The 13,047-nt window shown below is 69.1% G+C and carries 7 protein-coding genes and 1 pseudogene; 1 reads left to right on the forward strand and 7 read right to left on the reverse strand.

All coding sequences use genetic code 11. The features are described from left to right. Positions 1 to 139: 139 nt before the first annotated feature. From AB0958_RS15875 to AB0958_RS15905, 7 genes and pseudogenes are all read right to left on the reverse strand, one after another. Positions 140 to 1,615 carry an endo-1,4-beta-xylanase gene (locus AB0958_RS15875; RefSeq protein ID WP_366891010.1) on the reverse strand — a complete coding sequence of 492 codons (1,476 nt, stop codon included), beginning with the start codon at positions 1,613 to 1,615 and terminating at the stop codon, positions 140 to 142. A gap of 67 nt (positions 1,616 to 1,682) precedes the next feature. Continuing rightward, positions 1,683 to 2,834, reverse strand: coding sequence for a ricin-type beta-trefoil lectin domain protein (locus tag AB0958_RS15880; RefSeq protein ID WP_366891011.1), 1,152 nt, complete (start codon positions 2,832 to 2,834; stop codon positions 1,683 to 1,685). A 59-nt stretch (positions 2,835 to 2,893) separates the two neighbouring features. After that, positions 2,894 to 5,344 (reverse strand): RICIN domain-containing protein, encoded by a 2,451-nt coding sequence (locus AB0958_RS15885; RefSeq protein ID WP_366891012.1) that lies wholly within the window; start codon positions 5,342 to 5,344, stop codon positions 2,894 to 2,896. A 92-nt stretch (positions 5,345 to 5,436) separates the two neighbouring features. After that, positions 5,437 to 7,035: an arabinofuranosidase catalytic domain-containing protein gene (locus AB0958_RS15890; RefSeq protein ID WP_366891013.1), complete on the reverse strand. Its 1,599-nt coding sequence runs from the start codon at positions 7,033 to 7,035 to the stop codon at positions 5,437 to 5,439. A 685-nt stretch (positions 7,036 to 7,720) separates the two neighbouring features. Then, the gene (locus AB0958_RS15895; protein WP_366891014.1) at positions 7,721 to 8,743 is read right to left on the reverse strand and encodes a LacI family DNA-binding transcriptional regulator; all 1,023 of its coding nucleotides are present in this window, start codon (positions 8,741 to 8,743) and stop codon (positions 7,721 to 7,723) included. A 267-nt stretch (positions 8,744 to 9,010) separates the two neighbouring features. Beyond that, entirely contained in the window at positions 9,011 to 10,135 is a 1,125-nt protein-coding gene (locus tag AB0958_RS15900; protein ID WP_366891015.1) for a cellulose binding domain-containing protein, read from the reverse strand. 281 nt (positions 10,136 to 10,416) lie between these two features. Continuing rightward, a pseudogene (locus AB0958_RS15905) lies at positions 10,417 to 10,641 on the reverse strand (glycoside hydrolase family 48 protein); the annotation flags it as partial. Positions 10,642 to 11,203: 562 nt separating this feature from the next. Between AB0958_RS15905 and AB0958_RS15910 the strand changes: the two are divergent. Then, complete coding sequence (locus tag AB0958_RS15910; RefSeq protein ID WP_366891016.1) at positions 11,204 to 12,952, forward strand: glycoside hydrolase family 6 protein; 1,749 nt, start codon at positions 11,204 to 11,206, stop codon at positions 12,950 to 12,952. Positions 12,953 to 13,047: the final 95 nt, after the last annotated feature.

A 13,047-nucleotide genomic window follows, 5' to 3' on the forward strand; every position in this document is an offset into this window, starting at 1 on the left:
GACGATTCTCGGCTCGATACATCCCATGTCTTGCACATGCTTGCGCTGTCTGAGGGCAGGCCGGAACCCGCGTCCGGCTACGACTGCCGTACCGGGCGCGGGTGTCCGCTCGGAGGGCCCCTACCGGGTGCCGATCACCTCACCCGAGCCTCCAGTGCTGGTTGGCGCCGCCGTTGGAGTCCCAGATCTGGACGGGGCTCCCGTTGGCGCCCTGCCCCGCAGGGACCTCCAGGGCGCGGCCGGAGGCCACGTTGATCAGGGTGTAGGAACCGTCACTGTTCTGGCTCGCCCGCCAGTGCTGGTTGGCGCCGCCGTTGTTGTCCCAGATTGTCATCCGCGTGCCGTTGCCGGTCTGGCCACCGGGCTCGTCCAACACCCGCCCGCTGGCGATGTTGGTCAGCGTGTACGAGCCGTCGCTGTTCTGGTTCGCCCGCCACTGCTGGTTCGCGGCGCTTCCGTTGGCGTCCCAGACCTGCACCGGCGTGCCGTTCCCGGTCTGCCCGCTCGGCACGTCCAGCACCCGCCCCGCGGAGGCCACGCTCACCTGGTACACCTGGCCCGAGACGATGCCGCCGCCCGGGGTCCCGGTGCCACCGCCCAGCGCGGTCAGCGTCGCGTCGTAGGCAGGCTTCTTGTTGCCGTTGCTGTCGAACAGCAGCGGGTTCTCGCCGCTGCGCCAGGAGTCGCTGTCGCGGATGCCCCACACCGTGATGCCGGTGCATCGCGCGACGTTCGTGCACGCCTTGACGGTGTTCGCGTAGGCGCTTGCCGGCGCCTGCGCGATGTCCAGCTCGGTGATCTGGACGTCCACGCCGAGCGCGGCGAAGTTCGACAGCGTCGTCTGGAAGCTCGCGGGCGGGCCGCCGGTGCCGAAGTGGGACTGGAAGCCGACGCAGTCGATGGGCACGCCGCGGGACTTGAAGTCCTTGACCATGGTGTAGACGCCCTGGGTCTTGGCGTCGGTCCAGTTCTCGATGTTGTAGTCGTTGTAGCAGAGCTTGGCCGCCGGATCGGCCGTCCGCGCGGTGCGGAACGCCTCCTCTATGAAGCCGTTGCCCAGCACGTTCTGGAAGACCGAGCTGCGGTGCTGGCCGCTGCCGCCATCGGCGAAGGCCTCGTTGACCACGTCCCAGGCGTAGATCTTGCCCTTGAAATGGGTCATCTCCTGGGTGATGTGGTTGTCCATCACACTGCGCAGGGTGGTGGGGTCGGTGATGGAGCTCACCCAGGACGGGAGTTGGGAGTGCCAGACCAGGGTGTGGCCGCGCATGCGCTGACCGTGGGCTGTGGCGTGGTTGACGATCTGGTCGGCGGGCCCGAAGTTGAAGCTGCCGCGCGAGGGCTCGGTGGTGTCCCATTTCATCTCGTTCTCCGGGGTGATCATGTTGAACTCCCGGTCGAGAATCGTGGAGTACGTCGAGTCACCGAGCTTCCCGGCGGCCACCGCCGTACCGAAATAGCGGCCGCTCTCGGCCGCTGCCGCGCCCAGCGTGCCGGAGGCGGCATGGGCCGCAGGGGTCGCCGGACCGGTGAGAGCCAGCGCCGTGCCCGCTGTCAGTCCGGCGGCCAGGGCCAGCACCTTGCGCAGACGGGGCTCTTCGTTGAGCCAGGACATGAGGGATCAGTCTCCTTGTGTGTGGGGGGAGATGGGGCACCATCCAGACGTCGGCACCCCGGTCGGGTCACTGGGCGGAGGTGACCGGCAGTGCGGTCCACTGCTGGTTGGATCCGCCGTTGCAGTCCCACAGGACCAGTTGCGTACCGTCGGTGGCAGACGCACCGGGGTCGTCGAGGCAGCGGCCGGAAACGGGGTTGCGGTAACCGCCGTTGTAGGCCTGCCACTGTTGGTTGGATCCGCCGTTGCAGTCCCAGATCTCGATCTTGGTGCCGTTGGCGGTACCACCGCCCGTGGCGTCCAGGCACCTCCCGAGCGCCCGCAAGGTGCCGTCCGAGCGCGCGGACCACAGCTGTGCGTCGCCGCCGTTGCAGGACCAGATCTGCACGGCGGTTCCGTTGGCGCTGTTGCCGCCGTTGACGTCAAGGCATTTCCCAGCGACCCCGGAGCGAACCGGAGCGCCCACGGAGACCGGCGGCTTGATCCAGCCTGCCGCGTCCGCAGCCTGGACCCCGGCGTTGAAGGCGTCGGCCATCTTGCCGAAGCCGTTGTCGTTGGGATGCAAGGAGTCGGACAGGTCCGCGGTGGTCAGAGCGCTCATGTCCACCAGGCGTACATGCTTGCCGGCAGCCTGCTCGGCCTGGACGATGCCGGGGAGTTCGGCGTTGAACGCGGGGCGGGTGGCCTCCTCGGTGCTGCTGGTGGAGACGATCACGCTGCCGACGAGGACCGTCGCGTCAGGGGCGTCGGCCGTGATCTGGTCGATGAGTGCATGGAGCCGTTCGGCGGCGGGTCCGGCCTGGGAGCCGCCGTTCAGATCATTGGTGCCGATCTCCAGGGTGATCACGTTGGGCCGGTACCGGGCCAGCACGGAGTCCGCGATGCCGGCTATCTCGCTGATGTGCCAGCCGGAGTGGCCTTCGTTGTCCGGGTCTGACATCGTGCCGTTGCGGCCCGATCCCACGAAGTCCAGGGCGTGCCCCTCGTTCGCCAGCCGGTTCCACAGGAAGCCCCGGTAGCCGTTCCCCGACGGGCTGCCGACGCCCCAGGTGATGGAGTCGCCCAGCGGCATCAGCCGCAGGGCGGTGGGCGCGGCGGCGGCCCGTGCGGTGGAGGCCCGTGATCCGGTGCCGGTGGCGGCCGCCGCGGGCAACGCGGCGCCGATGCCGACCGCTGCCGTCAGTGCGACGGCCAGGAGTGCCGTGGACTTCTTCTTCATCTGTGCTCCTCACTGGGTGCGGGACAGTGGGTGACGGTGAACGAGCGGGTGGGAGTCGGTCAGCGCGGGGTGAAGTCCTGGTTGCTGCCCGCCGTGTTCTTGCAGGGCCACTGGTCGAGCTGTTGGCCGAGGTTGCTGCCGCCGCCGTAGACGTCCAGGCACAGGCCGCTGTTCTGGTTCTGGAAGGAGTACGAGCCGTCGGACTGCCGTACCGGCAGCCACTGCGAGCCGGTCGCCCCGCTGGGCGCCTGCTGCACGACGTCCGGCGTCCCGGCGGCCGTGAGGCTGCCCGAAACCCCCACCACGAGGCCCGAGTTCTGCGCCTGCAACTGCCCGTAACCGCCGGCGCCCGGCACGAACTGGAACTGTTGGTTGGCCTGGCCGTTGCAGGTCCACTGGTCGATCGCGGCGCCCGCGCTGCCGGCGTTGCCGTACACATCCAGGCACAGGCTGTTGCTGCCGATGACCAACTGGTGGTAGCCGGTGGGGAATCCGCCACCGCCGCCCGAGGACTGTACGCCCGCCTGCTGGATCACCTGCTGGGCGCCCGACGGCCAATTGGTACCGCTGACCTGGACGTTGCCGGTGAGGACGTTGTTGTGCGGAGGTCCGGTGGCCACGTATGCGTTGCCGCCGTTGTACCAGTTGCCGGAGAAGGTGCTGTCGTCGGTGTGGTTGTTCGCGTTGGCGTTGGTGAGCGACCAGTTGCCCGCGTCCTGAACCACGTTGTGCGACACCGTCAGATACCGGGAGCCCTCGTCGAGGTACAGCGCGGTGGTGCGGTTGTTGTCGTACATGTAGTTCTCGGAGATCACCGAGCCGGGGTTCGCGGACAGGTTGTAGATGCTGCCTCCGTCGAACATCGCGTTCTTGGTGTCGTAGATCAGGTTGTGGGTGACGGTGTTGTTCTTCAGCGTCGTGGGGGTGCTGTACACGGGCTGGTAGTTGTACGTGCCCCGGTTGACGTAGTCCTGGCTGCCGCCCGGGTCGTTGGCGCCCCAGCCCCAGCCGATGTCGATGCCGTCGTAGGGCAGGTGGTCGCACTGGTTGTGGGTGATCGTCGCGTTGGTGACGTAGGTGGACAGGATGGCGGCGGTCTCCTTGTAGTCGGTCCCCACCCCGCTGATCCTGTTGTTGCTGATGGTGATGTTCTGGTTGGTCATCTGCGGGTTGCTCGGGTGGTGCGCGTCCGGCTGGATCCCGCCGACCTGGATGCCACTGCCGGCGATGTCGGTGAAGGTGCTACCGGTGACGGTGATGCCGCTCGCGCCCAGACCGGTACCGGAGGCCGTGGCGACACCGTCGTTGCCCACTCCCAGCCCGGCCTGCCCGAGTTCGGAGAACGTGTCGCCGGAGAACGTGATGCCGGTGGCGGCGGAGACCTGGACGGCCGCGGGCATCTGCGCCCAGTGGTTGCGGGTGGCCTCGAACTGCTGGCATCCCGACTTGCAGGTGCTCAGCCAGTTGGCCGGCATCGGGTAGGCGCCGGTGATGTGCGCGCCGCTCTGCTGGTCCGCGTAGCCGTCGGGTCCGCCGGGGCCGAGCCAGGAGGTGCCCGTGAACCGGATGCCGGTGAAGCTCAGACCCGTCACCGGTGAGCCGTAACTGCCGCTGATGCCGAGGAGGTTCTGCAGCCCGGGCAGCTCGACGTCGAGGGCGTTGGGGTTCTGCCCCGGCTGGGCGCGGTAGTACAGGTCACCGCTGGACGAGTCGAGATACCACTGGCCGGCCTGCCGCAGGAACGCGTAGTTGTTCTCCAGGTACATCGTCCCGCCGGCGAACGGCGCGTTGATGGTGTCGTAGCCCCAGGAGTTGTTGTTCCACGCGGGCTGCCGCATGGTGAGGGTCCTGCCGCTGATCGACTGGACCGGCGCGTAGCGGTCGGTGAAGGAGTCGATGCTCTCGACTTCCATGTGGTTCTGGTCCGAGAGGCCGGCCAGGTAGTCGAGCGAGGAGTCGGTGACGGTCAGACCGGTCGGGGTGAAGGTGAAGGCCGAACGGGGTACCTGGATCGCCGCCCGCGGTGCCTCCTCGCCGTTGACATAGAGCTGGCGGGTGGTGACGCCGGTGCCGACATGCGCCGACCAGATGTCTGCCGACTGATCATGCACCTGCCAACTGGTGATCTGCTGGGCACCGGTCACGACCGGCTGCTGACCGGGCGCGCCCTGGTAGGTGATGGTGTGGTTGTTCTGGCCTCCGTCGGCGGAGCCGAAGACCAGCGGCTCGGACAACCGGTAGGTGCCGCCGGCCAGATGGACCACGACGTCCGCGTCGGCCGACATCCGGTGCGCGGGCTGCCGTGCCTGGGCGATGGTGGCGAACGGATGCTCGGCGGTGCCGTCCCCGCCGGGCGATGCGTTCGGCGCCACGTACAGATCGGCGACTGCCGCCTGGTGCTGAGCCGGTTCCGCGTACGCGACCGAGGCGGTGGCCGGGCTGCCGGCCAGCAGGGCGAGCAGAGCCGTGGGAGCGGCCCACCGGCCGCACAGCGCTCTGACTCTGGACATGGTCCTCCTCCGGTGGTGGCGCGTGTCGTCCTGAGCCTGCCGACGGGGACCGCGGCCGGCCGTGGGCCGGCCGCGGACCCGAGCCGTTCAGGTCAGTTCAGACTCCACTGCTGGTTGGATCCGCCGTTGCACGGCCACAGTTCCGCCAGGGCGCCGTTGGCCGTGGAAGCGCCGGTGACGTCGAGGCACAGCCCGGACTGGACGCCGGTGACGGTGCCGTCCGAGTTCACCTGCCACTGCTGGTTGGCGCCGCCGTTGCACGGCCAGGTGATCACCTTGGTACCGGCGGACGTCTGGTTGTCGTACGCGTCGAGGCACAGCTGGCTGCTGCCGCCGTAGACGGTCAGCTGGCCCGAGGAGGTGCGGGTCCACGTCTGGTTGGCGCCTCCGCTGCAGTCCCAGATCTGCAGTTGTGTGCCGGCCGTGGTGGAGGAGTTCGGCACGTCCAGGCACTTGCCCGCGCCCACCGCGTGCAGCGCGCCGGTACCCGTCCCGCCGCCCGCGGAGTTGGCGTACCCGACCGCGGTGATGTTGGCCTGGACGGCGTTCTCCGTGGCGTCGGACGGGTAGCCGGAGGTCATCACACCCTCGTAGAAGGTGCCTTGGGCGCCCTTGCTGTTGTCGCCGCCGGTGCCCAGGATGATGGCGCCCTGCTTGCGCATCGGGTTGTATCCCGAGACGTTGGGGCGTACTCCGTCGTAGAAGGTGGACAGGCCGCCGGACTGCGCGTTGCCACCACGGATCGCCCAGTGGTTCGGGCCGCCCTTGATGATGGCCGTCGTGTAACGGTAGTTGATGGTGGGATCGTTGGCGTTGTAATGCTGGTTCACCCCGGAGAAGAGACCGTTCTCCAGGTCGGCCATGATCCACGGACCGTTGCCCGAACCGTAGCCCCACACCTTGATGTTGCCGAAGTAGATGGCCTCCATCGTGCCGTTGCCGTCGTCGTTGCTGTTCGTCTCGGCGTTGCCGTAGTCGAAGCAGCAGCCGCCGTTGTAGTGCGTGCCGTCGAAGATCGCGTACATGCCCTCGGCGTTGTCTCCGGTGGCGATGCCGTTGGTGTGGTTGTTGCGGTAGCCCGTACCGGGCGCCACGAAGACGCCGTAGGCCTTGTGTCCGCCCACCGTGGTGGGCGCTGCGGTCGCGTTCGCGAGGTTGTCCGGGCCGCCCGCGGCGCCGCCCCCGGGTGCCTGGGTGAGGTTGTTGTTGCGGCCGGACTGGTCGTAGATGACCGTGATCAGGCAGGACGTCCCCGAACAGAACGAGTCCTGGGCGGCGGCGTCCGCGTACCCGCCCGCGCTCAGGACGCCGATGTCACGCGTCGAGTTGTCCGAGGCGCGCCGGACCTGGTAGAGCGGCCCGTTGTACGAGGCGTACAGCGCTCGTGTGGTGCTGTGCGCCGCCACACAGGGCGTGCCGCCTGCCGCGTAGATGTCACAGGGCCCGGACGTGGCGGCCCGAGCCGTGCCCGCCGTGGCCGTGGCGCCGACCAGCGCGCCGGCGACGAGCGCGGCCGCGGCCCCGATCCGGGCGAACGTCTGCCACCGGGAACGGGCCGGGCCCGCCGCCGGGGGGAGATGTGTGCGAGGCGGCGCGTTCCGGGGCGCGCCGCGGTGGCGTAACGACGCGAGCAACCGCCCGACGCTGTCGCGCCCGGGCAGCAGACCGCGTCTCGTACGTGTGGTTCCCATCTGGACTCCCTACCGTGCCGGTGCAACCCGGTCGGGTCGCGATGGTGGCGGTGGTTGCGGTGACACATGCCGAAGTGCCTGAGCGTGCCGTCGTGCAGTGGGATTGCCGGGAGATTTCGGGACGGACGGTGTTGCCGGTCCCTCAGAACTGCCAAGGGCGGGCAGCCCCGTCCTGAGGACCGTGTTGCGGGCTTTGCTGCGGAATCGATTCGACTGCTGATTGACGCGGTTCGCAAGCCGTTGGGTGTCACGAAAAGTTGCGATGGAACGGCTCCGCACCGCGGGCAGGCCCCGTGCCGCGACGGAGCTGGGAACCGTGCGAGTGCGGCCGGCGGCCGGTCACCGACCCTCCGGATGCCCCGTCGTCACGCACCTGAACAGGACCGTTTCCGAGTCGACCTGGATCACGGAGCGCCGGACCGAACGCCGTTCGCCGAAGCTGAGGCCACTGAACCGGGATTCGCGCCGTTTGCGCTTCGCGACCTGCTCGCGCAACGCCGTCGCGAGGCGGGTCGAAGCGCTTTCGTCGAATCGGTTCGCCCTGAGCCCGGGAACGTCATGGGACCTGCAACGGACCCGCAGCCTCAGCCCGTTGCGTACGAAACCGTACTTCCTGCCGCTGTCCGAAACCGTACGGCTGCGCCGTCCTCGCCTGATGTGCCGCCAGGTGGTCGCAGGAGGGCCGTCAGGACGACTCCCGGACAACCAGCTCCGTACGGAGAATGACATGGCGCCAGGCCGCGGACTGCTCCTCCATCTCCTCCAGCAACAGCCTGATCATGGCCCGCCCCATCTCCTCGAGCGGCTGACGCACAGTGGTCAGCCGCGGCTCGGTACGCTGGGCCAGCGGGAAGTCGTCGAAACCGATGACGGCTACGTCCTGGGGCACCCGCCGCCCGGCCGCGCGCAGAGCGTGCAGCGCCCCTGCCGCGGTGGTGTCCGACGCGGCGAGGACGGCGTCGATCTCGGGATGCCGGTCGAGGAGTTCCGCCATGGCACGACGACCGCTCTCCTCCGAGAAATCACTCTCCGCCACCCAGGACCGCGACCTCTTCAGGCCGGCCAGGGCCAGCGCATCCTCATAACCGCGCAGCCGGCACTGCGCGACGTACATGTCCAGTGGCCCCGTGATGGTGGCGACCGCTGTGCGGCCCTGCCGCAGAAGATGGGACACGGCGTCGCGGGCGCCGCCCATGTTGTCCGCGTCGACGTAGCTGACGTACTCGTCGCCCGAGCGGCGCCCCAGCAGCACGGTCGGCAGCCGGGCCTCGGCGAGCATGTCCGGCAGCCTGTCGTCCGCGTGCACCGACATCAGCAGGACCCCGTCGACCCGGCCGCCCCGCGCGTACTCCAGGAATCGCTGCCGCTCGACTTCCGAGCGGACCAGAGTGAGCAGCAACTGCATCCCGGTGTCCGCCAGCGCGTCACCGAGCGAGCGGACGATCTCCGAGAAGAAAGGCTCCGCGAACTGCCTCCAGTCCGGCTCGGTCAGGACGAGGGCCACGGCGTCCGCACGCTGCCCGGCCAGTGTGCGGGCCGCGAGATTGGGCACGTACCCCAGTTCTTCGATGGCCCGCTGGACGGCCCGGCGCGTCGTCTCCTTCACGCCGGCCGCGTTGTTGATGACCCGGGAGACCGTGCCCCGTCCCACCCCGGCGTGGGCGGCCACCTCTTCCAGCGTCGGCGCTCCAGGTCGTCGCCTGGCCATGACCACCTCCCCCACCCGCGAGATCACCGATCTTACGGGACGGGGGACCCGGGCACATGCCCTCCGCACATGATCGACCGGGCTCGGCGCGAAGGGGGTCGACAGCGATGGTGCGCTCCGGCCGAGCCCGCCGGGACCCGGGGAGAAGCCGCGGATCCGCCCGGCCGAGCAGAAACGTCGGCCGGGCGGATCCGCGGTGCCGGAGCACGCGGTCGGGCGCGGGCGGCCTTCAGGGCGGCCGGGATCGGACCGCCCGTTCCGACGGCCTCAGGCGCTGGTGCAGGACGTGCCGTTCAGACTGAATGCGGCCGGTTTGGCGAAGGCGCCGTCATAGGTGCCCTGGAACCCGAAGGAGACCTGGCCGCCCGGTGCGATGGACGCGTTGTACGCCATACCGCCGGCCGTCACGGCTCCCGACGAGGAGGAGAGCTCGGCGCTCCACGCACTCGTGACCCGCTGCCCGGCTGGCAACGTGAACGCGAGCTTCCAGGCGTCGACGGGCGACGAGCCCGTGTTGGTCACGGTGACCTCCGCCGTGAACCCTCCCTGCCACACGTTCGTGCCATAGGCCACCTTGCAGGCCGACGAGCCGCCGGTGCCGCCACCGGTGCCGCCGCCAAGGTTGACGGCCGAGGAGAACGAGGTCACCGCCAGCCCCGCACCGTTCTGCCAGGGTTCGAAGCCGGCCTGGACGCTCGTCAGGTACCAGTTGTCCTGCGCCAGTCCCCGGGCCACCGCCTGGCGGACGAACTCCATCACGTCGAAGTTCCAGCTGTCGATCGCCGACGGAGCGACGAAGGACAGCACGTCGTTGGTGCCGTTGTTGCCGGACCACACCTGCCAGGAACGCCCGGCCACGGTGGAACTGCCGGTCAACGAGCCGACCGGCTGCACGGGCCCCACACGGTTGAGCCAGATCATGATTTCGGTGCGGTTCACACCGTCGGTGCGCGGCGTCGGGTCCAGCCAGATGTCGTAGGCGGCGTCGTACTGCGCACCGCTCACGTAACTGTAGGAGATGCTCGTGGGCGCGCTCGCGATGGAACTGAGCCGAGCGGGGAGGTTCGTTCCGGGTGAGCAGTTGGTGTAGTGGCAACCGTTGTACACGGACGGGTACGACTTCGGCGCGCCGTTCGTCGGGACGGAGCCGTCGGCCTGGGCGATCCTGAAGCCGGAGTCCGTGGCCGTGATGCACTGGGTGGCGTTGGTGCCCCAGCGGTTGTTCTGGACGACGTACCGGCCCTGGATCGTGGTGGAGCCGAACTGCTCGCAGATGGTCGTGTCGGCGTGTGACGCCGGAGCGGCGGTGATCAGCGCGGCCAGCGCGACGAGTGAGGCGAGCAGCGCGGCGAAGAGAGTGCGCACCGTGCCGTGGTTCTTCAACTGTTGCATGCGGGTCCTCCGCTGGGGACGTGTGGGGAGCGGGAGCGGCGCCTACGGATTGGGAGCGCTCCCAATCCGGCTCGGCGTGTGGTGCTCGGACTTCAGCGGGTGCTGTACGAGGAGTTCCGCGGTGCAGAAGGACCGCAGCGAGGCGAACGCCGACGACGGGTTGATCGCGCCCCCGTTCGGTGTCGTGCCACCAGGCTGTCCTGGTGGTGGTCCCACACGCCGTCCAGCGGGGCCTTCGCCGTCGTCTTGACGTACGCGGCCGCCACGCCGACGTCGTCGAGGTGGTCCGAGGGGTCCTTGCCGGTGCCGGCCGGGCAGGTGGACGGGCCGACGCGGTTGCCGATCTTCTTGCAGTACTCGTCGTACCTGGCGTGGCGCAGGGAGTCGCCCGTCTTCGCGGCGGCGGGAGTCGCGCCGGTGGCGTGCATCGACAAGGGCGGGGCCGACGCGGCCGCCACGGCGGTCCACCACCGTCTCACGGCTCTGAGCTTGCATCCTGAATCCACGTTTCTGGTCCTCCTTGCGGAGTGCGGCTCGGTGGGGGGACAAGGCTTGAACCAGTGGGAGCGCTCCCATATTGGGGATGACGGCCGACCCCGTCAAGACGTTGAGGAGTTGAATCGTTTTGAGCTGAACCTGCCGAAGAAAGTTGGGCAACGACCCTGTGAAAGCAGCTCGGTTGGCGCTAGCTTCGTCGGCACCAGTGGGAGCGATTCCATCAGTCGACGCGGCCGTGCCACGCCGCCCAACTGCAAGGATCGCTCATGCGACACCCCCCGCGTTCAGTACTTCCAGCCGTCACCGGTGCGGTCGCGCTCTGTCCGAGCGCTGTCCCGGCCGGGGCGCGACGGTGCCTCGCGGCCGGCCGTGCCATCGCCTTCTGACGGCAACGCGCCTGCCCCGCCCGTCTCCTGTACCCAGCTCGTGGGCGTCGAGGGCAGGCCCCGCCGACCACTCGGCATCGACACCCCTGCTCGATCGAGGACCTTGGGACTGCCTTCCGGGACGTCCCTGATCCTGCGCGCCCTCACCTCGTGATCACCTCCGAAGGAGAAGGAACCCGCACTCATGAGTCGTACCAGAATGTCGCTTGTGGCAGCCCTGGCGCTGGTCGCCGGAACCTCGGGCACGGCACTCCTCGCATCACCGGCCGGTGCCACCGCCTCCTCGGTGCCCTGCACCGTGGACTACAAGGTGCAGAACCAGTGGGACACCGGCTTCACGACTGCCGTCACCATCACCAACAACGGCCCTGCGAAGTCGAGCTGGTCGCTGCAGTGGTCGTTCGCCGGCAACCAGCAGGTCACGAACGGCTGGAACGCGAAGGTCTCGCAGAGCGGTGCCGCCGTGACGGCCGGCAACGAGAGTTACAACGGCTCCCTGGCGACCGGCGGTTCGGTCAGCTTCGGCTTCAACGGCTCCTACAGCGGCACCAACGCGGTGCCGACCGGCTTCACCCTTGACGGTGTCACCTGCAACGTCGACGACGGCGGTACCGGTGGTGGCACGGGCGGCGGTACCGGTGGTGGCACGGGCGGCGGAGGCGGCGGTGGTGGCACGGACGGCCGGGCCGACAACCCCTATGCCGGGGCCAAGGTGTACGTGAACCCCGAGTGGTCGGCCAAGGCGGCGGCGGAACCGGGGGGCAGCCGGATCGCCGACCAGCCCACCGCCGTCTGGCTCGACCGGATCGCCGCGATCAACGGCGTGAACGGCGGCATGGGCCTGCGCGACCACCTGGACGAGGCGCTGAAGCAGAAGGGCTCCGGTGACCTCGTCGTCCAGCTGGTCATCTACGACCTGCCGGGCCGTGACTGCGCCGCACTCGCCTCCAACGGCGAACTCGGCCCGAACGACCTCGACAAGTACAAGAGCCAGTACATCGACCCCATCGCGTCCATCCTCTCCGACCCGAAGTACGCGGGCCTGCGGATCGCGACGGTCATCGAACCCGACTCGCTGCCCAACCTGGTGACCAACTCCGGCGGCACGCCCACCACGACCGACGCCTGCGTGACCATGAAGAGCAACGGCAACTACGAGAAGGGCGTCTCCTACGCCCTGGGCAAGCTCGGCGCCATCCCCAACGTCTACAACTACATCGACGCCGGCCACCACGGCTGGCTCGGCTGGGACAGCAACCTCGGCCCGGTCGTGCAGGAGTTCGCCAAGGTCGCCACGGCCAACGGCGCGAGCGTGAACGACGTGGCCGGCTTCATCGTCAACACCGCCAACTACGGCCCTGTGAAGGAGCCGAACTTCAAGGTCACCGACACGGTGAACGGCCAGACCGTGCGCCAGTCGAAGTGGGTCGACTGGAACCAGTACGTGGACGAGCAGTCGTTCGCCCAGGGGCTGCGCGACAAGTTGGTCGCCGCCGGTTTCAACTCGGGCCTCGGCATGCTCATCGACACCTCCCGCGACGGCTGGGGCGGCGCCGCCCGGCCCACCGGTCCCGGGCCGCTCACCTCCGTCGACGACTACGTCAACGGCGGCCGCGTGGACCGGCGCGTGCACGTCGGCAACTGGTGCAACCAGACCGGCGCCGGACTCGGCGAGCGGCCCACCGCCGCCCCGGCCGCCGGCATCGACGCCTACGTGTGGGTCAAGCCGCCGGGCGAGTCCGACGGCTCCAGCAGCGCCGTCCCCAACGACGAGGGCAAGGGCTTCGACCGCATGTGCGACCCCACCTACGGCGGCAACGCCCGCAACGGCAACAACCCAAGCGGGGCCATGCCGAACGCACCGCTGGCAGGGCACTGGTTCTCCGCCCAGTTCCAGCAGCTCATGCGGAACGCCTACCCGCCCCTGCCGTGACCCTGTGACACGGTGAGTGGCCGCCGGGGCCGGTCGTCAAGTGACCGGCCCCGGCGCAGGCGTCCAGGATCGCTCCGGTGCCGGTGCGCGGTCGC

The sequence above is a fragment of the Streptomyces sp. NPDC006655 genome, assembly GCF_040703965.1.
In the GTDB taxonomy this organism is placed as follows: domain Bacteria; phylum Actinomycetota; class Actinomycetes; order Streptomycetales; family Streptomycetaceae; genus Streptomyces.

What these genes read in the sequence shown, in the direction of transcription:
- AB0958_RS15875 (WP_366891010.1), bottom strand. Translation starts at nt 1,615, where the DNA reads ATGTCCTGGCTCAACGAAGAGCCCCGTCTGCGCAAGGTGCTGGCCCTG.
- AB0958_RS15880 (WP_366891011.1), bottom strand. Translation starts at nt 2,834, where the DNA reads ATGAAGAAGAAGTCCACGGCACTCCTGGCCGTCGCACTGACGGCAGCG.
- AB0958_RS15885 (WP_366891012.1), bottom strand. Translation starts at nt 5,344, where the DNA reads ATGTCCAGAGTCAGAGCGCTGTGCGGCCGGTGGGCCGCTCCCACGGCT.
- AB0958_RS15890 (WP_366891013.1), bottom strand. Translation starts at nt 7,035, where the DNA reads ATGGGAACCACACGTACGAGACGCGGTCTGCTGCCCGGGCGCGACAGC.
- AB0958_RS15895 (WP_366891014.1), bottom strand. Translation starts at nt 8,743, where the DNA reads ATGGCCAGGCGACGACCTGGAGCGCCGACGCTGGAAGAGGTGGCCGCC.
- AB0958_RS15900 (WP_366891015.1), bottom strand. Translation starts at nt 10,135, where the DNA reads ATGCAACAGTTGAAGAACCACGGCACGGTGCGCACTCTCTTCGCCGCG.
- AB0958_RS15910 (WP_366891016.1), top strand. Translation starts at nt 11,204, where the DNA reads ATGAGTCGTACCAGAATGTCGCTTGTGGCAGCCCTGGCGCTGGTCGCC.